Genomic DNA, 19697 nt, shown 5'->3' with positions numbered 1-19697 from the left:
ATAATGACTGGCCTTTTCACCTTTAGGCAGGAGAATCACCATGCAAAGCAAACCCAGCGCCTCCAAGCAGAAGGTTGCCCCCGTCCCCTCCGCCGAAGCCCGTCAGGCGCTCGAAGAGCAGATGGCGGCGTTCCTCAAGGCTGGCGGTGAAGTCCAGCAGATCCCCCGTGGCGTCAGCGGCCAGGTGTACGGCAGCACCCGCCAGATCACCATTGGCAAGAAGTGACCCCATGAGCGAACCCGTCCGCCTGTCCAAACGCCTCGCCGAACTGCTGCCCTGCTCGCGCCGCGAGGCCGAGCTGTACATCGAGGGCGGCTGGGTGACGGTGGATGGCGAGGTGGTCGAGGAGCCGCAACTCAAGGTTCAGGAGCAGGCCGTCGCCCTGCGTCCCGGTGCCCGTGCGGAATCCCAGCCGCCGATCACCCTGATCCTGCACAAGCCGGCCGGTCATGACGCCGAGCAGGTCAGCGAGCTGGTCGAGGCCGCCAGTCGCGCGCCCGACGACGCCTCCGGCGTGCACCTGCTCAAGCGCCACCTGCAACGCCTGAGCGTTCCGCTGACGCTGGAGACCGAGGCCTCCGGCCTGCTGGTGCTGACCCAGAACTGGGGCGTGATCCGCAAGCTGACCGATGACTTCAGCAAGATCGAGCAGGAATACATCGTCGACGTCGCCGGCACCCTGACCTCGGAGCAGCTCAAGCAGCTGCAGTTCGGCCTCACCTACCGCGGCCGGCCACTTTCGCCGTGCAAGGTCAGCTGGCAGAGCGAAACCCGCCTGCGCTTCGCCCTCAAGGCACCGCAGCCGGGACAGATCGCCCACGTGTGCAGCGCCGTTGGCCTGCAGGTGCTCAACATCCGTCGCATCCGCATCGGCCGCGTGGCCATGGCCAAGCTGCAACCAGGTCAGTGGCGCTTCCTCGGCGCCAACGAGCGGTTTTGAACTACGGCCTGAAGAACTCCTAATTCGCCTGCAAACCGACTCGCAACAGCTTGCCGTTGCTCTCGTCGGTCAGCACGTACAGGTAGCCGTCCGGCCCCACTCGCACGTCGCGAATGCGCGCATCCAACTCCTCCAGCAGGCGCTCCTCGCCCACCACCTGGTCGCCATCAAGTTGCAGGCGGATCAGCGCCTGCTGGACCAGTGCACCGATGAACAGGCTGTGTCGCCAGGCCGGAAAACGCTCGCCATCGTAGAAGGCCATGCCGCTGATCGCCGGTGATTTGGTCCACACGTGGTGCGGCGGCTCGGTGCCCGCCACCCGCTCGCCCTGTGCCTCGGGAATCGGCAGCCGACTGTAGTTGATGCCATGGGTGGCCAGCGGCCAGCCGTAGTTGCGCCCGGACTGTGGAATGTTGATTTCGTCGCCGCCGCGCGGACCATGCTCATGGACCCACAGTGCACCGGTCCACGGATTGAGCGCCGCGCCCTGCGGGTTGCGGTGCCCGTAGGACCAGATTTCCGCCCGCGCGCCGGCCTGGCCGACGAAGGGATTGTCCCCGGGAATACGCCCGTCCGCCTGCAGGCGCACCACCTTGCCCTGCAGCTTGTCGAGCTCCTGCGCGGTGGGCCGCTGACCGTTCTCGCCGAGGGTGACGAACAGGTAGCCGGCGCGATCGAACACCAGTCGCGAACCGAAATGGATACCGCTGGACAGCTTGGGCTGCTGGCGGAAGATCACCTGGAACCCCTCCAGGCTGTCCATCTTGTCGGACAGCCGGCCGCGGCCGACTGCACTACCGGCCCGGCCATCCACCCCCTGCTCGGCATAGCTCAGGTAGACCAGACGATCTTCGGCAAAGCGTGGCGACAGGGCGACATCCAGCAGGCCACCCTGCCCCCGAGCAAACACCTCCGGCACGCCGGCCAGTGGCGCGGACACTACGCCCTCGGCCGTCACCCGGCGCAGACGCCCGGGACGCTCGGTGACCAGCATGCCCTCACCGCCCGGCAGGAAGGCCAGGGCCCAGGGATGCTCCAGTCCGCTGGCGACTTCCTGCAACTCCAGCGGGCCATGCGCACTGCCTGGTCCGGGCGCGGCCTGGGCTGCGCTCAGCAGGCTGGCGATCAACAGAGCGCCACAGTGGCGCATCAGGATCGTCGCAGTCTTCATCGAGCCTCCCCGTGGCCGGCATCCGCTGGCGCCGCATCAGCCAGCTGCTCGCCGAGAAACTCGGCAAGCACGCGCGCGTTGTTGAACTGCTCGTCGTGGGCCGCATACAGCAGGGTCAGTGTGCCGCGGCCAGCGCGCTCCAGAAGCGGCAGCCAGAGCGCTGGCTGGGCTGCCAGCTCGGCGCGATAAGCCGTGCGGAACTCGGCGAAACGGCCCGGCTCATGGGCGAAGGCCTGACGCACGCCATCCGAGGGCGCCAGTTCGCGCAGCCATTCATCCAGCGGCAGGCTGGCCTTGCTGCAACCGCGTGGCCACAACCGGTCCACCAGCACCCGATAACCGTCGTCCGCCGTCGCCGGCTGATAGACCCTCTTGCAGACAATCACTGCCCTGCCCTCGCACACTACTGGTCCAGGCAAGGATAGCCCAGCAGCAGGACCTCACTCGGCCGGCGCGGCCTCGGGCAGGATGCAGCGCACCGCGCGCTTCTTGTTGTCCACCAGCACCCCGGTCAGCCCCTTCTGGTTGACGTCGAACAACACCAGCACGCCGTCGATGCAGTGGGCGACCTGGTCGGCCGGCTTGAGCGAGACCTTGTAGTCCTCGCCGGGAATGGTCTTGAGCATGGTGTAGTCGGCCAGCAGCAGCGCGTCCTCGGGCTTGGCGATGTGCAGGTAACCGTAGTAGCCGAGCAGCGCGACAGTCGCGGCGACGCTGCCGATGCCGGTGAGGATCAGCGGAATGGGATTGCGTTCGCTCATGGGAGTCCGAAAAAGTCAGGGGAAGGGACCAACGGGCCAAGGCCCGTCAGAGAATGTTGGCATAGTCGGCCTCGACGCGATCGAGGCTCAGATGGTTGAGGAAGTTGGAGAAGCACATCCAGGCCGACAGCGCATTGAGGTCGCTGAACTGCGGCGGCAGGTACTTGGGCGGCACCACCAGCCCCTCGTCGACCAACTGACCCAGGGTGCGCATGTCCTCCAGGGTGGCCTTGCCGCAGAACAGCAACGGAATCTGCTCCAGCTTACCCTTGCGCACGGCGAGCTGGATGTAGTTGTAGATCAGGATGAAGCCCTTCAGGTAGGACAGGTCCTTGGTGAACGGCAGGCCGTCCGGGGTCGAGCCACGGAACACGCGGATGCTGTTGGAGTAGCTGTCCTCCGCCGTGTAGCCCTGCTCGCGATAGAACTGGAAGATCTGCAGGAAATCCGCGCCGTCCTCGGCCATGTGGATGGCGCGGGTGCGGTTGGTCAGCTTGCGCAGCCGGGTCGGATAGGAGGTGAAGGAAATCACCTCCATGAGGATGGCCAGCCCTTCCTGGGTGATGGTCGAGGACGGCGGGCCCTTGGCCAGGAAGGTGCAGACCGGCTGGTTCAGCCCGTTGAGCGTGGTGCCGACATGCACCAGGCCTTCGTGCACTGCCAGAGCGCGGATGTCGCGCTGGTTGAACAGGGCATCGGCGCGGATCTTGATGTAGTCAGCGCCCGCCGCCGCATCGGCGAGGATGCCGTCGGACTCGAACACCCGCACCACCGCCTCGTCGCCGAACACGCCGTTGAGCTGGCCCTGCAGCATGGCCACCGCATCGCTGGCATTGATGGTCTTGGGTTCGTCCTTGAGGTCGCTGCGGTCGGCGATGTTGTCCAGGTAGGTGGAGAACATCACGCCCAGATCGGCCAGGGTCGGGTCGCCGGCATGGAAGGCATCGGACGCCGAGCCATACAGCTCCTGGGAGATCAGCCCGAAATCGGCGGTGCCGCGCGCCTCGAGCATGCGGATCACCATGCGGTATTCCTTGCACATGCGCCGCATGATCTGCCCGACCGGGCTGAACTGGCCGAGCTGGCGGGTGATGTCGCGCTCGATCTGCTGGAACTGCTGCTTCTTGTCGTCGGGATCGAAGGACAGCGGGCGGCTCTGGTAGTAGGCCCGATCCACTGCCGGCAACTTGTGCCCGCGTCCCTTGAGGAAGCCCTCGCGGATGCCGTCATCCCACTTGATCGCATCCAGCACGCGGATCGGCGTCTGAGCCTCGACCAGGCGGTCGGACAGCGCACGGATGGTCTGGTGGTATTCGGTATTTGCCTTGCTGCGGCTCATCGCCCCGTCCTTGTCACTCGGTGACCCGCGTGAAACGGGCGACCTCGCTGAACACATCGCTGTTGGCCTGATCGTCGAGGAAGGCGTAGACCGTGGCCAGCGGACTGGAGATCAGCACGCCGTCGCCCTCGTCGGTCTCGACCGTCTGCCCCGCGAGCTGCCCCTTGGCCAGCACATCCTGCAGCTGCTCGATGTCCAGGCTGTAAAGCACCAGTTCGTCGTCATCGGTCAGCTCGAAGCCGCCGAAGGCGAAGTTGCCGCCGAGGCGCTCGGGCGCCGCCACCGACAGGTACCAGCGGCGGCCGTGACGGGCCACGGTGAAGGCGTAGTCGCGCGCCTTGGCACGATTGTCCAGACGCTCGCGCCAGGCCAGGGCGTGATAGCGGCCATCGGCCTGACGAGTGATCTCGAGGAAACGCTCCTCGCCCCACTCGTCCATGCCGGCCCAGGTGCCGAGCAGGTGTTTCGGTGCCGTTTCCCCGACGGGGATCGGCTCCTTGAAGGTGGCCAGGCAACCGTCCAGCAGCAGGAAGGACAGCACAACAAGCACACGCATTGCGTTCATCGAGCACTCCTTGTTTCGACTGAAAGTCCTGCAGCCAGAGCAGCGGCCAAAGCAGGTGGTGACGCAGCACGCGAGCGCCGCGCTACCGGGTTTGACCACGGCAGGCGGCGCCTGATTCACCGTGCGCTCACAGCAGCATCTTATTGCTCGGCACGCATGTGCGGGAACAGGATCACGTCACGAATCGAAGGTGCGTTGGTCAGCAGCATGACCAGACGGTCGATGCCGATGCCTTCGCCAGCGGTCGGCGGCATGCCGTACTCAAGGGCGCGCACGAAGTCGGCGTCGAAGTGCATGGCCTCGTCGTCGCCGGCGTCCTTGTCGCGCACCTGGGCGTGGAAGCGCTCGGCCTGGTCTTCGGCGTCGTTCAGCTCCGAATAGGCGTTGGCGATCTCGCGGCCGCCGATGAACAGCTCGAAGCGGTCGGTGACGCTCGGGTCCGCGTCGTTGCGGCGCGCCAGTGGCGACACTTCGAACGGGTACTTGGTGATGAAGGTCGGCTGCTCCAGCTTGTGTTCGACCAACTCCTCGAAAATCATCACCTGCAGCTTGCCCAGGCCCTCGAAGCCGAGCACCTTGGCGCCGGCCTTTTTGGCGATGGCACGGGCGGTGTCGATGTCCTGCAGGTCGGCGGCGGAGATTTCCGGGTTGTACTTGAGGATCGAGTCGAATACCGACAGACGGGCGAACGGCTCGCCGAAGTGGAACAGCTTGTCGCCGTAGGGCACGTCGGTGCTGCCGAGCACGGCCATGGCCAGCTCGCGGAACAGCTCCTCGGTGAGGTCCATGTTGTCTTCGTAGTCGGCGTAGGCGTGGTAGAACTCGAGCATGGTGAACTCGGGGTTGTGCCGGGTCGACACGCCTTCGTTGCGGAAGTTGCGGTTGATCTCGAAGACCTTCTCGAAGCCACCGACCACCAGGCGCTTGAGGTACAACTCCGGCGCGATGCGCAGGAACATCGGCATGTCCAGCGCGTTGTGGTGGGTCTCGAACGGCTTGGCCGCGGCACCACCGGGGATGGTCTGCAGCATCGGGGTTTCCACTTCGAGGAAACCGCGGTCGTTGAGGAAGTGGCGGATGTGGGCGATCACCTGGGAGCGCACGCGGAAGGTCTCGCGCACCTCCTCGTTGACGATCAGGTCGACGTAGCGCTGGCGGTAGCGGGTCTCGGTATCGGTCAGGCCGTGGAACTTGTCCGGCAGCGGACGCAGCGACTTGGTCAGCAGGCGGGCTTCCTGCATGTCGACGTACAGGTCTCCTTTGCCGGAACGGGCCAGCACGCCGCTGACGCCGACGATGTCGCCCAGGTCCCAGTGCTTGATCGCTTCGAGGGTCTCGGCCGGTAGGGTCTTGCGGTTGACGTAGAGCTGGATGCGCCCGCTGGTGTCCTGGAGGACCATGAACGCGCCGCGGTTGAGCATGATGCGCCCGGCCACGCTGACCTTGATCTGCTGGGCTTCCAGCTCAACCTTGCTGGCCTCGACGTACTGCTTCTGCAGCTCGCCCGCCTGGCTGTCGCGGCGGAAGTCGTTGGGGAAGGCAATCGCCTGGCTCTCGCGCACGGCGGCAAGCTTTTCCTTGCGCTGGGCAATCAGCTTGTTCTCTTCCTCGTGGATGGCGTGCTCGTTCAGCGGTTGTTCGCTCATGGTCGTCTGTTTCCGTCACTGATTCGTTCCCTCTCCCCGCCGGGGAGAGGGTTAGGGAGAGGGGTGGTGCCGGGGCCGCTGCCAGCCCCCTCACCCCCGCCCTCTCCCCCGCAGGGGAGAGGGAGTAAAGATCAAAGGCCCTGCTTCAGGCTGGCTTCGATGAATTCGTCGAGATCACCGTCCAGCACCGCGTCGCAGTTGCTCTCCTCGATGCCGGTGCGCAGATCCTTGATCCGCGACTGGTCGAGTACGTAGGAGCGGATCTGGTGACCCCAGCCGATGTCCGACTTGGTGTCTTCCAGCGCCTGGGCGGCAGCGTTACGCTTCTGCACTTCCAGCTCGTACAACTTGGCCCGCAGCATCTTCATGGCGGTGTCGCGGTTGGCGTGCTGGGAACGCTCGTTCTGGCAGCTCACCACGGTATTGGTGGGAATGTGGGTGATCCGCACCGCCGAGTCGGTGGTGTTCACGTGCTGGCCACCGGCACCCGAGGAGCGGTAGGTGTCGGTACGCAGATCGGCCGGGTTGATGTCGATCTCGATGTTGTCGTCGATTTCCGGCGAGGCGAACACCGCGGTGAACGAGGTGTGGCGACGGTTGCCGGAGTCGAACGGGCTCTTGCGCACCAGACGGTGCACGCCGATTTCGGTGCGCAGCCAGCCGAAGGCGTACTCGCCCTTGATATGCACGGTGGCGCCCTTGATGCCGGCGACTTCACCAGCGGACAGCTCCATGATGGTGGCTTCGAAACCGTGCTTGTCGGCCCAGCGCAGGTACATGCGCAGCAGCATGTTGGCCCAGTCCTGAGCCTCGGTGCCGCCGGAGCCGGCCTGGATGTCGAGATAGGCGTTGTTGGCGTCCATCTCGCCGCTGAACATGCGGCGGAACTCGAGTTTCTCGAGGATCTCGCGCAGGCGCTCGACTTCGCTGGCGACGTCGTTCACCGCGTCTTCGTCGTTTTCCTCGACGGCCATGCTCAGCAGATCGCTGGAGTCGGCCAGGCCGCTGGCCAGTTCGTCGAGAGTGTCGACGAACTGCGCCAGCTGGGCGCGTTCACGGCCCAGATTCTGCGCGTATTCCGGATTGTTCCAGACGTTCGGGTCTTCCAGCTCACGATTGACTTCGGTCAGGCGGTCATGCTTCTGATCGTAGTCAAAGATACCCCCGAATAGTCTGGGTGCGGCTGGTCAGGTCCTTGATGCTGTTCAGGATCGGATTGATTTCCATGGCTGGCGTCACTCGCGGGCAGAACTGGAGAAAAGCGCAAAAGTATACGCCAGTCGGGACGTGCTGGCAGCAAGATGGCGATCAGCCGCCGTACTGCGCCAGCAACTCGAGAAACGCCTGCTCGTCCAGCACCCTGACCCCCAGCTCGCCGGCCTTGGCCAGCTTGGAGCCGGCGCCGGGGCCGGCGACCACGCAGTGGGTCTTGGCCGACACCGAACCGGCGACCTTGGCGCCCAGCGCTTCCAGCCGCGCCTTGCCCTCGTCGCGACTCATCGCCTCGAGGGTGCCGGTCAGTACCCAGGTCTGCCCGGCCAGCGGCAGGCCGGCCACCACCTTCTTCGCGCTCTGCCAGTGCATGCCGAACTCGCGAAGCTGCGCCTCGATGGTGCGAGCCTTGTCGGCATTGGCCGGCACGGCGAAGAACTCGCGCAGGCCTTGGCGAGCCTTCTCGGAAAGCCCCTTGGTTACGTTCAGGCTCAGCCAGTCCTGGCTGAGGGCGATCACTCCCTCGAGACTGCCAGCCGCTTCGGCGAGATTCTTCGCCCCGGTGGCAGCGATCCCGGCAATGTTCAGCTTGTTGAGCAGCTCGGCGAGGGTGGCGCAGGCGGCGAACTCGGCGTGCAGCTCGCCCTCCTCCTGCAGTTCGACGCCCCGTTCGCGCAACTGAGCAATCACCGTGCGATTGTGTGCGTCCTCGAAGAAGCTGTGGATCTCGTGGGCGACCTCCAGACCGACGTCCGGCAACCAGGTCAGCACCTCGGGCAGCGCGGCCGCGATGCGCGTCAGCGAACCCAGGGCACGGGCCAGCAGCTTGGCGGTTTCCTCGCCAACATCGGGGATACCGAGGGCGAAGATGAAGCGCGCCAACGGCGGCTGCCGGCTCGCCGCGATGGCCGCCAGCAGGTTGCGGGTGGACAGCTCGGCGAAACCTTCCAGCCCCACCACCTGCTCGAAGCTCAGGGTGTAAAGGTCGGCCGGCGACTTGACCAGCTCCACGTCCACCAGCTGCTCGACGATCTTGTCGCCGAGGCCATCGATGTCCATGGCGCGTCGCGAGACGAAGTGGATGATCGCCTGCTTGAGCTGCGCCTGGCAGCTCAGGCGGCCGACGCAGCGATAGATCGAACCCTCGCTGAGCGAGGCCTTGCCCTTGCTGCGCTTGACCAGCTGGGTGCGCTCGACGTGGGAGCCGCAGATCGGGCAGGACTGCGGAATCGCCACTGGCCGCGCGTCGGCCGGACGCCGCTCGAGCACCACCTGCATGACCTGCGGAATCACGTCGCCGGCGCGGCGGATGATCACCGTGTCGCCGATCATCAGCCCCAGGCGCGCCACCTCGTCCATGTTGTGCAGGGTGGCGTTGGACACGGTGACGCCAGCCACCTGCACCGGGCGCAGGCGCGCCACCGGGGTCACCGCACCGGTGCGGCCGACCTGGAACTCGACGTCGAGCAACTCGGTCAGCTCCTCCTGGGCGGGAAACTTGTGGGCGATAGCCCAGCGTGGCTCGCGGGCGCGAAAGCCCAGCTCGCGCTGCCAGTCGAGGCGGTTGACCTTGAACACCACGCCGTCGATCTCGTAGGCCAGGCTGTCGCGCTTGGCGCCGATGACGCGGTAGTAGGCCAGCGCCTCGTCAACGCCGCGCGCCAGCTGCAGTTCGTGGCTGATCGGCAGCCCCCAGCCCTTGAGGGCCTCGAGAATGCCCGTGTGGGTGTCCGGCAGCTCACCCTCGAACTGACCGATACCGTAGGAGCAGAACTCCAGCGGGCGGCTGGCGGTCACCTTCGGGTCGAGCTGGCGCAGGCTGCCGGCGGCGGCATTGCGCGGATTGGCGAAGGTCTTGCCGCCGGCCTCGATGGCCCGCGCATTCAGCGCCTCGAAGCCGGCGCGCGACATGAACACCTCGCCGCGCACCTCCAGCACGCGCGGCCAGCCCTCGCCGTGCAGGCGCAGGGGGATGTTGCGCACGGTGCGCACATTGCTGCTGATGTCCTCACCGGTACTGCCGTCGCCACGGGTGGCGCCACGCACCAGCACACCGTTCTCGTAGAGCAGGCTGACCGCCAGGCCGTCGAGCTTGGGCTCGCAGGCGTATTCCACCAGGGCGCCGGCGCCGAACAGGTCGCCGGCCGGCAGCAGCTCGCCCAGCCCCTCGCGTACCCGACGGTCGAAGTCGCGCAGGTCGTCTTCCGCGAAGGCGTTGCCGAGGCTGAGCATGGGAATCTCGTGGCGCACCTGGCCGAACGCACTGAGCGCCTCGGCACCGACCCGCTGGGTCGGCGAATCGAGGCTGACCAGCTCGGGATGCGCCTCCTCCAGCGCCTTCAGCTCCTTGAACAGACGATCGTATTCGGCATCCGGCACGCTCGGCTCGTCGAGCACGTAGTAGCGATAGTTGTGCTCGTTGATGGCGACACGCAGTTGCTCGATGCGCTGGGCGGCAGTACTGGTCATGGGGCTATTCCGTAAAAACAAAAAAGCAGCCCTGCGCCATGCGCAGGACTGCTTTCTGGATCGACTGTATCAACGCTTGTGCATCAGCGCCCGACGTTCGAACTCGACGATGCGCTGACGGTAATGCTCGATGGTCTGAGCCGTCATCACGCTGCGCTGCTCGTCCTTCAGCTCGCCATCCAGCTCGTGGGATAGCTTGCGCGCTGCCGCCACCATCAGGTCGAAGGCCTGCTTGGGATGGCGCGGGCCCGGCAGACCGAGGAAGAAGCTGACCGCACGGGTGGTGAAGGTATCGATATTGTCCAGATCGAAAGTGCCGGGCTTGACCCCGTTGGCCATGGAGAACAGCACCTCGCCATTGCCGGCCATGCTCTCGTGGCGATGGAAGATGTCCATGTCGCCGAATCGCAGGCCGCTTTCCAGAATGCTCTGCAGCAGCGCCTGGCCGCGGAAGCCATGGGGGTCGCGGGCGACCACGCTGATCACCAGCACTTCCTGCGGCTTGGGCTGGTCACGCACGGGCGCCGGCTTGGCGCTCGCCGGGGCCTTGTCGCCGGCCTTGTCCACGATTTTTTCCGACTTCTCGACGACCTTCTCGACCGTCTTCTCGCGCGGCTTGTCCTGGCCCTTGCTGCGCGGCTCCTCACTGCGTTCGTCGACGGAGCTCAGGCGCTCGGCAACGGCAACCGGCTCGTCCAGCTCGAGGTCCAGATCGCCCGCCAGTGGTTCGTCACGGCGCGAGCTGCGCAGGGCCGACTCAGGCAGGTCATGCTCGTCCAGCGAAGGCTCCTGGTGCTTGTTGATCACGCGCGAGGGACCCAGCAGCTCCGGGTCGTCGTCGCCGTCGTCCGCCAGGTTGGCGGCGTTGCGGTCGAGCTTGAGCTTCAGGCGCCCCTTGCTCCCGCGCATGCGGCGCCAGCCATCGAACAGGATACCGCCGATCACCATGATACCGATGACGATCAGCCATTCGCGCAAACCGATGTCCATGAAAGACACATTCCCCTAATCAGAATCCGGGCATATCAATTGATTGCTCAGCCACTCCACGCCGGTTTGACCCGTTTATATACCGGAGCAGCTTGTAATAGCCCATAAATTAACATGCCGACACGAACTATACACCGTCAGTCTTGTCACGCCTCAGCCAACGCTACCGCTTCTTCCACATTGACCGCCACCAGCCGCGAACAACCGGGTTCATGCATGGTCACCCCCATCAACTGATCCGCCATTTCCATGGCGATCTTATTGTGGGTGATATAGATGAATTGCACCTTCTCCGACATCTCCTTGACGAGCCTGGCATAGCGGCCGACGTTGGCATCGTCCAGTGGCGCATCCACTTCGTCGAGCATGCAGAACGGCGCCGGATTGAGCTGGAAAATCGCAAACACCAAGGCTAGCGCAGTAAGCGCCTTCTCGCCGCCGGACAAAAGATGGATGGTGCTGTTCTTCTTGCCTGGCGGGCGCGCCATGATCGCCACCCCTGTATCGAGTAGATCTTCGCCGGTAAGTTCCAGATAGGCCTGACCACCGCCGAAGACCTTGGGGAAAAGCGCCTGCAGACCGGCATTGATCTGATCGAAGGTATCCTTGAAGCGGTTGCGGGTTTCCTTGTCGATCTTGCGGATGACGTTTTCCAGGGTTTCCAGCGCCTCGACCAGATCGTCGTTCTGCGCATCCAGATAACGCTTGCGCTCGGACTGTTGCTGGTATTCGTCGATGGCCGCCAGATTGATCGGGCCGAGGCGCTGGATGCGCGCGACCAGCTGCTCCAGCTGACTTTCCCACTCGCGCTCGCCGGCCTCCTCGGGCAGGTTGGCCAGCACCGTGGGCAGGTCGTAGCCATCTTCCGTCAACTGATCCTCGAGGGTCTTGCGCCGCACGCTGAGGGTCTGCCAGTCGAGCCGCTGCTGCTCGAGCTGGCCACGCAACAGCTGCGCCTGCTGCTCCGCCGTGCCGCGGCGCTTCTCGGTCTCGCGCAGCTCGCGGTCGGCGTCATCCAGGGCCAGGCGCGCCAGACGCATTTCCTCGTCCACCTGCATGCGCCGCTCGAGCAGCTCCTCGAGACGCAGGCGCTGCTCGAGCAGCGGCTCGTCGCCCTCCTCGAGGTTGAGGCTGAGCTGCTCGCAGCGCTCGACCAGGCGGGCCGACTGCAGCTCCAGGCGCTCCAGCGCCTGGCGGGTGGAGTCGTGCTGGGCGCGCAGCGAGCCGATGCGCACGGCCAGCTGATGGGCGTGATCCTTGTGCTGCCGGGCTTCCTGGCGAACGCAGTCGAGGCGCTCGCGCAGCGCATCGCGGCTGGCCAGCAGCTGCTCGCGCTGCTCTGTATCGCTGGCCATGGCGTCCAGCGCGTCCTGCAGATACAGGCGCGACTCGCCGAGCTGCTCCACTTCCAGGGCACGCTGCTCGGCCTGTTCGGCCAGCTCTTCCTCCAGGCGGCGACGGCGCAGGGCCAGCTGCTCGTGGCGCGCCTGATTAGCCGACAGCCGAGCCTTGAGCTCGCCCAGCAGCCGGCTTTCCTCCTGGATGCGCCGGCGTTGCTGCTCGCGCATCTCCTCCTCACGGAGCTGCTGCTCGCGCAGCTGCTGCAGGCGCTCGTCCAGTCCAGCCAGGGCCGCCTCCAGCTCTTCGCGCTCGGCCGTAAGGCGCTCCAGCTCCTGGCCGCGGGCCAGCAGGCCGCTTTGCGCTTCGCTGGCGCGGCGCACGCGCAGGAAATGCCGGCCGACCCAGTAGCCGTCACGACTGATCAGGCTGTCGCCCTCGGCCAGGCCGGCACGCCCCGCCAGCGCCTGGTCCAGCGATTCGACCGCGCGCACGCGGGCCAGCCAGGGGGCGAGATCGACCGGCGCCTGCACCTTGTCCAGCAGGCTGGCGGACACCGGCGCGGCGCCTGCGCGGGCACAGGCCAGGCGCAGCTCGCCCTGGGCGAAGTCGTCCAAGGCCAGGTCGGCGAAGTCGTCGAGCAGCACCGCCTGCAGATCGGCGCCGAGCACGGCTTCCACCGCCAGCTCCCAACCCGGCTCGACGCGCAGGCCTTCGGCCAGGCGCGGGCGTGCGCTCAACTGCTGCTCGCGCAGCCACTCGGCCACCCCGGCGCCGGGGTCCAGCGCCGCCTGCTGCAGCGCTTCCAGCGAGGCGATGCGGCCGTTCAGGCGTTGCAGCTCGCCCTGGGCCTGCTGCTGCTCGCGACCGGCCTGCTGCAGCTCGTCGCGCAGCTGCTGCAGACGCTCGGCCAGCTGTTCCTCGCCCGCCTGCAGGCTTTCCAGCGCCAGCTCGCCCTCGGCCAGCTGCTCGGCGAGCTCTTCCATCTGCGCCGCCGCCGGATCGTCGGCCAACTGGCGGCGTTCGTCCTCGAGGCGGCGCTGGCGCTCGACCAAGCGTTCCAGACTCTGCTCCAGCTGCTGGATGCGCGCCTGCTGCACCTCCGCCTGGCGGCGCGGCTCGGCACTGCGCTGGTTGAAGCCGTCCCACAGCTCCTGCCAGGCCTGCATGGCGCCTTCCGCGGCCTCGAGGCCGGCGGCGCCTTCCTCGGCGGTGGCCTGCGCCAGCTCCTGCTCGGGCTCGAGCAGCTCCAGCTCCTCGGCCAGGCTGGCCAGCTGGGCGCGATCGCTACCCAGATGGGCGGCGGTTTCCTCGCGCGCCTGTTCGGCTTCGCGCAGGTCGTCCTGCAGCTGGCGCAGGCGCTGCTGGCCGTGCTGGATGCTCTGCTCGATACGCGCGATGTCGCCGCCCACCGAGTAGAAGCGCGCCTGGACCTGATTGAAGGCTTCCGACAGCTCGTGATGACCGTCGCGCAGGCGCTCGATGCCGGCGTCGGCATTGCGCTGTTCGGCGATCAGCGCCTCCATGGCCACTTCCTGATCGCCGATCACCGCCTGGCGCTGGCGCGCCAGCTCGTCCAGCGCCAGCCAGCGCAGCGCCGCCAGCTGGGCCTTGAGCTGGCGCTCCTCGGCCTTGTACTGCTGGTACTTCTCGGCGGCCTGGGCCTGGCGCTGCAGACGCTCGAGCTGGCGTTCCAGTTCCTGGCGCAGGTCGGCCAGGCGCTCGAGATTTTCCTGGGTACGACGGATGCGGCTCTCGGTCTCGCGGCGGCGCTCCTTGTACTTGGAGATGCCGGCGGCTTCCTCGATGAAGTTCCGCAGATCCTCGGGCTTGGCCTCGATCAGCTTGGAGATCATCCCCTGCTCGATGATCGAGTAGCTGCGCGGACCGAGGCCGGTGCCGAGGAAGATGTCGGTGATGTCGCGGCGCCGGCACTTGGTGCCGTTGAGGAAGTAGGTGTTCTGCCCTTCGCGGGTGACCCGGCGACGGATGGAGATTTCCGTATAGGCCGCGTATTCGCCGAGCAGGCTGCCGTCGCTGTTGTCGAACACCAGCTCGATGGAGGCCTGGCTGACCGGCTTGCGGGTGTTGGAGCCGTTGAAGATGACGTCGGTCATCGACTCGCCGCGGAGGTTCTTCGCCGAACTCTCGCCCATCACCCAGCGCACGGCGTCGATGATGTTGGACTTGCCGCAGCCGTTGGGCCCCACCACCGCCGCCATGTTGCTCGGGAAGTTCACCGTGGTCGGATCGACGAAGGACTTGAAGCCCGCCAGGCGGATGCACTTCAGACGCATGGGGCAGGCCTCCGGGCGCGGCGCGGCGGCAACGCGGCAAGATCCGGCTGCAGGGAATGGAAGATCGGCGAGGCTCCGCTGGCGGACTGGAAAATCATGGGCGGGAGTCGGTCACGGGTTGCGCGGCGCGGCAGTCTAGCACAGGGCCAGCGCGGCAATCCTCCGACGGGCCGCCCTGCGATCGGCATCTGCCGCCGTGTACGCGCACGCGGGGGCGATCAGAAAAGAAAAGGCACACCAACCGGAGGGCTTCCCGACGAAGCGTAAACACATTACCTTGACGATAACCCAGACATGGACATGGCGCCCACAGCTCCGGCGACAGATTTCAGGCAGGGAACTCGCTCGCTCCACGCAGCCCTTGTTGCCGACATGGTATGGCGCCATGACACCTGCGGCGTATCGTCCCGGTCATGCCGGAAACCCGACGCTCGACCAGTCGCCCCTTCCCCGGGGATACGGAATGAGACATCGCCACGACAACGGAGGTCTGCTTCGAGCCATGGTCATCACCTGCTCCCCCGAGCCGAAGAGTGCCTCCGGTGCCTCTGGCCACGCACACCCGGTGACCCTGCGTGTGCTGGTGCTGGAGGCCGATCGCGTGCAGCGCGAAACCATCGTCGAGGCCCTGGCCCGGCACGGCTACTCGGTCGCCGGCGGAGGCACTGCCGATGCGTTGTATGAGTTGCCTGCCGGCACCCACTTCGATATCGCCCTGGTCGATCAAGAGCTGCCGGGCGAGGACACCCTGAGTCTCATGGCCCGCCTGCGCCAGATCCAGCCGGACATCGGCATCGCCCTGCTCAGCGCGCGGCACAATCTTGACGACCGAATCGCCGCGTACCGGCACGGCGCAGACCTCAGCCTCGGCAAGCCGGCCGAGCCTGCCGAGCTCTGCGCCGCCCTGGACGCGCTGGGACGCCGGCTGAAGGTCAATCCCGCCGCGGGCGGCGGCGGACTGACACTCGAACTGGCGAGCTGCCTGCTGCATGTGCCGGGGGGATCACTCAGCCTGCGCCGCCAGGAAGTCGAGGTCCTCTATGCGCTGGCACTCGCGCCCGGCAATTTCCTGGAAAGCTGGCAACTGCTGGAACGCCTGGGCAAGCCACTGGACATCTACGGCAAGGCCCAGCTCGAGGTGCTGATCTCGCGCCTGCGCAGCCGGCTCAAGTCCTTGCCGCCCGGCAGTAACCCGATCCGCGCCGAACGCGGCCGCGGCTATCGACTGACCCTGGCAATGCAGGTGCAGCGGTAGCACACGCCTCGGGAATCGCAAGGTTTTGCAAGCCTTGTTCACATAAAAACTGTTAAAACGATCACAAATGCTCTCGAGCAAGCCGGGCACGGCGACGGGGGCAAGACAGCGTCAGAGAGTGACGAACACGCCTTCACCCAGCCGATTCGGAGGCCTCGACATGCGAGCTCAAGCCACCCGCAACAACCCGCACCGCGATGAGCAGGTTGAAATCATCGGCTGTGTCGTGTCGCTACTTCTCTGTCTGGCCATCCTGGTCGTTCTGTACAGCACCCCCTGGAGCATGTTCCGCTAACCTGTCGGTATTGGGCCTGCCAGCTGCGCCCCCTCCTGCCGACGGCCCGAACTCCCCCCTGCCCAGGAACGCTGTCATGATCGCCAGTACGCCGCCTCAGTCTCTGCGCGAACGCCTGTACGTGATCATCTTCCACAGCGATACGTTGGCCGGGCGCCGCTTCGACGAACTCCTGCTGCTGACCATCCTCGCCAGCCTGGCAGTAGTGATGCTCGACAGCGTTGCGCCGATCCGCGAACAGTACAGCACACAACTGACGCTGCTCGAATGGGTCTTCACCGCCCTGTTCGCGGTCGAGTACCTGCTGCGCCTGTACTGCGCACCGAAACCGCTGCGCTACGCCTTCAGCTTCTACGGGCTGGTCGACCTGCTGGCCGTGCTGCCCGGCATCCTCGCGCTGATCTTCGCCGATGCCCAGTACCTGATGATCATCCGCGTGGTGCGCATGTTGAGAGTGTTCCGGGTACTCAAGCTGGCGCCCTACCTGAGCCAGGCGAACTTCCTGCTGGTGGCCCTGCGTGGCAGCCGACAGAAGATCACCGTGTTTCTGCTGACCGTCTCCACCCTGGTCATCGTCTTCGGCACCCTGATGTACGTGATCGAGGGACCCAGCCATGGCTTCACCAGCATCCCCACCAGCATCTACTGGGCGGTGGTTACCCTCACCACCGTCGGCTTCGGCGACATCACCCCCAAGACGCCGCTCGGCCAGGGCCTGGCGAGTCTGATCATGATCACCGGCTACTCGATCATCGCCGTGCCCACCGGCATCTTCACCGCCGAACTGGCCAACGCCATGCGCGGCGGCAGCGACGCGGGCCTGCAGCGCCACTGCCCGAGCTGCGACAAGCCGAGCCACGAGGCTGGAGCCAGCTTCTGCAGCCGCTGCGGCAACCCGCTGTTCCCGAAACAAGGCGGGGACTGAACGCAACAAGGCGCGGCGACCTGCGTCGACGCGCCTTGTTGCATGCCTGCAAGCCCGCAGCGGGCCGCCGACAACAGGGTCAGCGTTCGCCACGGCCCTCCCATTGCCGCCCGCCCTGCCGCTCCTGCTGCGGGCGCGACTGGCTGCGCCGCTCCTGGCCGCCGTCCTGCCGGTTCGACTGGATCACCGTGCGCCGCTCCTGGCGCTGGCGGGGTTCGCTGCCCTGCTGGCGTGATTCGTGGCGCCGCCCATCACCCCACTCCTGCGCGCGGTGTTCCTCTCGCGGCTGCCGCCACTGCGGCTGCTGACGCCCCTCGAAGCGCTGCTCGACCTGCCGGCGCTGCTGCTCGAAACGCTGCTGCTGGCTCTGCCGCTCCTGGCGCTCGAAGCGCGGTTGTTGCCACTGCTGCCCCTGGCGAAGGTCGCGGCGCTCGTCGGAGCGACCATGCAGAGCCTCGCGGCGTCGCTCCTGCTCGCTCTGCCCGCGAAAATCCCGCAGGTCGCGTTGGTCGCGTTGGTCGCGATAAGCACGACGCTCCGAACGGTCGTCCCGATGGTCCCAGTACCGGTCGGGAGTGCGCCGGTCATCGTAGTGGCGCTGCGCCGGACGATGTCGCTGTCCCAGCCGCGACGGCACATGACGGTGCTCGATCACCCGCCACGGACCATTGAAACGCGGCCCCGACGACCAACGATCGCCGTACCAGCGGTAATAGGTGTGGTCGTGGTAGTAGAGGTACGGGGAACCCACGTTGATATACACCCGCAGGTCGTCATCCCAGCGCCAGTGGCCATGGGACGGCGGCGGATAATGCCCCCCGTAGCGCGGATAGTCGTGATAACCACCATCACCCGCCGAAAGGGTGCAGGCCGTCAGCGGCAGGATCAGAACGATCAGTATCCCAACAGCGAAGCGCCTCATTTGCCAGCCTCCACAACAGGACGTAGCCTGCCTGAACATTGATGGTCAACACTCCGGGGTGAAAGCCGGGGCAGTTGCGTCGTCGCAAGATGACAAGACGACGCTTACACCTATCAGACAGCGCACCGCGGTACTGGTTGCAAGCGTAGCCACGCGCCACCACAACACCGTGTCCGCGTTCACAAGGAAGCCCGTCGCCATGTCTGCTCGACCCCAGGCCTATCGCGCCGCCCTGCTCTACAGCCTGGACGATCCCGCCAGCGTCGGGGTCGCCGCCTCCTACCGCCATCTCGAGGACGGCCTGCTGCTGGTCGAGGAGGGTCGCATTCGCGCCCTGGGTCCGGCGGCCGAACTGCTGCCGGGCCTGGCGCCGACGGTCGAGGTGCGCCACTGGCCCGATGCGCTGATCACCCCCGGCTTCATCGACACCCACATCCACTACCCGCAGACCGGCATCGTCGGTGCCGGCGGCGAGCAACTGCTCGACTGGCTCACCCGCCACACCTACCCGACCGAGCTGCGCTTCGCCGACCGCGACTACGCCGGACAGGTGGCGCGCTTCTTCGTCGGCGAACTGCTGCGCAACGGCACCACCAGCGCGTTGGTGTTTCCCACCGTGCATCCCGAGTCGGTGGACGCCTTCTTCGCGGTGGCTGCCGAGCTGGATCTGCGCATGCTCTGCGGCAAGGTGCTGATGGACCGCAACGCCCCGCCGGCGCTGTGCGACACCCCGGCCAGCGGCTACGAACAGAGCCAGGCGCTGATCGAGCGCTGGCATGGCAGAGGCCGTCTCGGCTACGCGGTGACGCCGCGCTTTGCCGGCAGCTGCAGCGACGAACAGCTGCACCTGGCCGGACGCCTGCTGCGCGAACATCCCAGCGTACACCTGCACACCCATCTGGCCGAAAATCGCCGGGAAGTCACTTGGGTACGCTCGCTGTTTCCCGAACGCAGTAGCTATCTGGACGTCTACGCCCACCATGGCCTGCTCGGCCCGCGCTCGCTGTTCGCCCACGCCATCCACCTCGGCGATTCCGACTGCCGGCAGCTGGCCGCCAGCGGCGCGGCGGTGGCGTTCTGCCCCACCTCCAACCTGTTCCTCGGCAGCGGCCTGTTCGATCTCGGCCGCGCCGAGCGACTGGGTCTCAAGGTCGGCATGGGCAGCGACATCGGCGCCGGTACCAGCTTCTCGCTGCTGCAGACTCTCAATGAGGCCTACAAGGTCGAGCAACTGCAGGGCCGCAGCCTCGATCCGTTCAAGGCCCTGTACCTGGCCACCCTGGGCGGCGCCCGTGCGCTGGGCCTGGACGAGCGGATCGGCAGCCTGGCCCCCGGTCACGAGGCCGACTTCGTGGTATTGGACTGGAATGCCACGCCGCTGCTGCAGTTCCGCCTGCAGCACACCACCAGCTTGGCGGAGCGCCTGGCGGTGCTGCTGACCCTCGGCGACGACCGCGTGGTGCAGGAAACCTTCGTCGCCGGGGTGTCGCGGCATCGCCGCGAGGGCTGACGGATCGCGGCTGAGCAGCCGCGCCAGGAAAATGCCCGGCCCACCCGATGCCACGGGTGGA

General features: G+C 66.4%; 17 protein-coding genes. 6 read left to right on the top strand and 11 right to left on the bottom strand.

The genetic code is table 11. The features are described 5' to 3' along the window. The first annotated feature begins 40 nt into the window (after positions 1 to 40). Positions 41 to 226 carry a hypothetical protein gene (locus BMZ19_RS09210; protein WP_090310161.1) on the top strand — a complete coding sequence of 62 codons (186 nt, stop codon included), beginning with the start codon at positions 41 to 43 and terminating at the stop codon, positions 224 to 226. Positions 227 to 230: 4 nt separating this feature from the next. Beyond that, complete coding sequence (locus tag BMZ19_RS09205) at positions 231 to 941, top strand: rRNA pseudouridine synthase (RefSeq protein ID WP_090310159.1); 711 nt, start codon at positions 231 to 233, stop codon at positions 939 to 941. Between the two features lie 19 nt (positions 942 to 960). On the opposite strand, the gene BMZ19_RS09200 is transcribed toward BMZ19_RS09205, so the two are convergent. The 10 genes from BMZ19_RS09200 to smc all read right to left on the bottom strand — a co-directional run bounded on the left by BMZ19_RS09200 (position 961) and on the right by smc (position 14729). Then, positions 961 to 2112 carry a PQQ-dependent sugar dehydrogenase gene (locus BMZ19_RS09200; protein ID WP_244517144.1) on the bottom strand — a complete coding sequence of 384 codons (1152 nt, stop codon included), beginning with the start codon at positions 2110 to 2112 and terminating at the stop codon, positions 961 to 963. Beyond that, the gene (locus BMZ19_RS09195) at positions 2109 to 2498 is read right to left on the bottom strand and encodes a DUF488 domain-containing protein (RefSeq protein WP_090310157.1); all 390 of its coding nucleotides are present in this window, start codon (positions 2496 to 2498) and stop codon (positions 2109 to 2111) included. The genes BMZ19_RS09200 and BMZ19_RS09195 overlap by 4 nt, the downstream gene beginning before the upstream one ends. Positions 2499 to 2552: 54 nt before the next feature. Beyond that, on the bottom strand, positions 2553 to 2873 hold the full coding sequence (locus BMZ19_RS09190; protein ID WP_090310155.1) for a PA3694 family proteiin: 321 nt from the start codon (positions 2871 to 2873) through the stop codon (positions 2553 to 2555). 46 nt (positions 2874 to 2919) lie between these two features. Next, positions 2920 to 4212: a flavohemoglobin expression-modulating QEGLA motif protein gene (locus tag BMZ19_RS09185; protein WP_090310153.1), complete on the bottom strand. Its 1293-nt coding sequence runs from the start codon at positions 4210 to 4212 to the stop codon at positions 2920 to 2922. Positions 4213 to 4225: 13 nt separating this feature from the next. Next, entirely contained in the window at positions 4226 to 4777 is a 552-nt protein-coding gene (locus tag BMZ19_RS09180) for a hypothetical protein (RefSeq protein ID WP_090310151.1), read from the bottom strand. Between the two features lie 140 nt (positions 4778 to 4917). Further along, positions 4918 to 6423 (bottom strand): lysine--tRNA ligase, encoded by a 1506-nt coding sequence (lysS, locus tag BMZ19_RS09175; protein WP_090310149.1) that lies wholly within the window; start codon positions 6421 to 6423, stop codon positions 4918 to 4920. A gap of 131 nt (positions 6424 to 6554) precedes the next feature. After that, positions 6555 to 7650 (bottom strand): peptide chain release factor 2 gene (prfB, locus tag BMZ19_RS09170; protein ID WP_139214649.1). Its coding sequence is split into 2 segments (ribosomal slippage): positions 6555 to 7577 and positions 7579 to 7650, totalling 1095 coding nucleotides; the frame shifts between segments, so codons are not numbered across the junction. An 81-nt stretch (positions 7651 to 7731) separates the two neighbouring features. Beyond that, entirely contained in the window at positions 7732 to 10104 is a 2373-nt protein-coding gene (ligA, locus tag BMZ19_RS09165; protein ID WP_090310145.1) for an NAD-dependent DNA ligase LigA, read from the bottom strand. A 69-nt stretch (positions 10105 to 10173) separates the two neighbouring features. Beyond that, positions 10174 to 11094 carry a cell division protein ZipA gene (gene zipA / locus BMZ19_RS09160; protein WP_090310142.1) on the bottom strand — a complete coding sequence of 307 codons (921 nt, stop codon included), beginning with the start codon at positions 11092 to 11094 and terminating at the stop codon, positions 10174 to 10176. A gap of 146 nt (positions 11095 to 11240) precedes the next feature. Beyond that, on the bottom strand, positions 11241 to 14729 hold the full coding sequence (smc, locus tag BMZ19_RS09155) for a chromosome segregation protein SMC (protein ID WP_090310140.1): 3489 nt from the start codon (positions 14727 to 14729) through the stop codon (positions 11241 to 11243). 502 nt (positions 14730 to 15231) lie between these two features. Between smc and BMZ19_RS09150 the strand changes: the two genes are divergently transcribed. The 3 genes from BMZ19_RS09150 to BMZ19_RS09145 all read left to right on the top strand — a co-directional run bounded on the left by BMZ19_RS09150 (position 15232) and on the right by BMZ19_RS09145 (position 17204). Further along, entirely contained in the window at positions 15232 to 15984 is a 753-nt protein-coding gene (locus BMZ19_RS09150; protein WP_170847727.1) for a response regulator transcription factor, read from the top strand. A gap of 160 nt (positions 15985 to 16144) precedes the next feature. Further along, positions 16145 to 16279 (top strand): hypothetical protein, encoded by a 135-nt coding sequence (locus BMZ19_RS22790; RefSeq protein ID WP_280142149.1) that lies wholly within the window; start codon positions 16145 to 16147, stop codon positions 16277 to 16279. Between the two features lie 76 nt (positions 16280 to 16355). Beyond that, positions 16356 to 17204, top strand: coding sequence for an ion transporter (locus tag BMZ19_RS09145; protein WP_090310136.1), 849 nt, complete (start codon positions 16356 to 16358; stop codon positions 17202 to 17204). Between the two features lie 79 nt (positions 17205 to 17283). On the opposite strand, the gene BMZ19_RS09140 is transcribed toward BMZ19_RS09145, so the two are convergent. Next, positions 17284 to 18126, bottom strand: a complete 843-nt coding sequence (locus BMZ19_RS09140; RefSeq protein WP_090310134.1) for a hypothetical protein — start codon at positions 18124 to 18126, stop codon at positions 17284 to 17286. A 199-nt stretch (positions 18127 to 18325) separates the two neighbouring features. Here BMZ19_RS09140 and guaD point away from each other — a divergent pair, with 199 nt between their 5' ends. Further along, on the top strand, positions 18326 to 19636 hold the full coding sequence (gene guaD, locus BMZ19_RS09135) for a guanine deaminase (RefSeq protein ID WP_090310132.1): 1311 nt from the start codon (positions 18326 to 18328) through the stop codon (positions 19634 to 19636). The last annotated feature ends 61 nt before the right edge of the window (positions 19637 to 19697 follow it).

It is taken from the genome of Pseudomonas linyingensis, from assembly GCF_900109175.1.
Lineage (GTDB): Bacteria > Pseudomonadota > Gammaproteobacteria > Pseudomonadales > Pseudomonadaceae > Geopseudomonas > Geopseudomonas linyingensis.
This window is presented reverse-complemented; position numbering and strand designations above follow the sequence as displayed.

Bases quoted from the DNA above. Each gene is read 5' to 3' on its own strand.
- BMZ19_RS09140 (WP_090310134.1), bottom strand. From the start codon at position 18,126: ATGAGGCGCTTCGCTGTTGGGATACTGATCGTTCTGATCCTGCCGCTG.
- ligA (WP_090310145.1), bottom strand. From the start codon at position 10,104: ATGACCAGTACTGCCGCCCAGCGCATCGAGCAACTGCGTGTCGCCATC.
- BMZ19_RS22790 (WP_280142149.1), top strand. From the start codon at position 16,145: ATGCGAGCTCAAGCCACCCGCAACAACCCGCACCGCGATGAGCAGGTT.
- zipA (WP_090310142.1), bottom strand. From the start codon at position 11,094: ATGGACATCGGTTTGCGCGAATGGCTGATCGTCATCGGTATCATGGTG.
- lysS (WP_090310149.1), bottom strand. From the start codon at position 6,423: ATGAGCGAACAACCGCTGAACGAGCACGCCATCCACGAGGAAGAGAAC.
- BMZ19_RS09150 (WP_170847727.1), top strand. From the start codon at position 15,232: ATGGTCATCACCTGCTCCCCCGAGCCGAAGAGTGCCTCCGGTGCCTCT.
- BMZ19_RS09145 (WP_090310136.1), top strand. From the start codon at position 16,356: ATGATCGCCAGTACGCCGCCTCAGTCTCTGCGCGAACGCCTGTACGTG.
- BMZ19_RS09205 (WP_090310159.1), top strand. From the start codon at position 231: ATGAGCGAACCCGTCCGCCTGTCCAAACGCCTCGCCGAACTGCTGCCC.
- BMZ19_RS09185 (WP_090310153.1), bottom strand. From the start codon at position 4,212: ATGAGCCGCAGCAAGGCAAATACCGAATACCACCAGACCATCCGTGCG.
- BMZ19_RS09190 (WP_090310155.1), bottom strand. From the start codon at position 2,873: ATGAGCGAACGCAATCCCATTCCGCTGATCCTCACCGGCATCGGCAGC.
- guaD (WP_090310132.1), top strand. From the start codon at position 18,326: ATGTCTGCTCGACCCCAGGCCTATCGCGCCGCCCTGCTCTACAGCCTG.
- smc (WP_090310140.1), bottom strand. From the start codon at position 14,729: ATGCGTCTGAAGTGCATCCGCCTGGCGGGCTTCAAGTCCTTCGTCGAT.
- BMZ19_RS09200 (WP_244517144.1), bottom strand. From the start codon at position 2,112: ATGAAGACTGCGACGATCCTGATGCGCCACTGTGGCGCTCTGTTGATC.
- BMZ19_RS09210 (WP_090310161.1), top strand. From the start codon at position 41: ATGCAAAGCAAACCCAGCGCCTCCAAGCAGAAGGTTGCCCCCGTCCCC.
- BMZ19_RS09180 (WP_090310151.1), bottom strand. From the start codon at position 4,777: ATGAACGCAATGCGTGTGCTTGTTGTGCTGTCCTTCCTGCTGCTGGAC.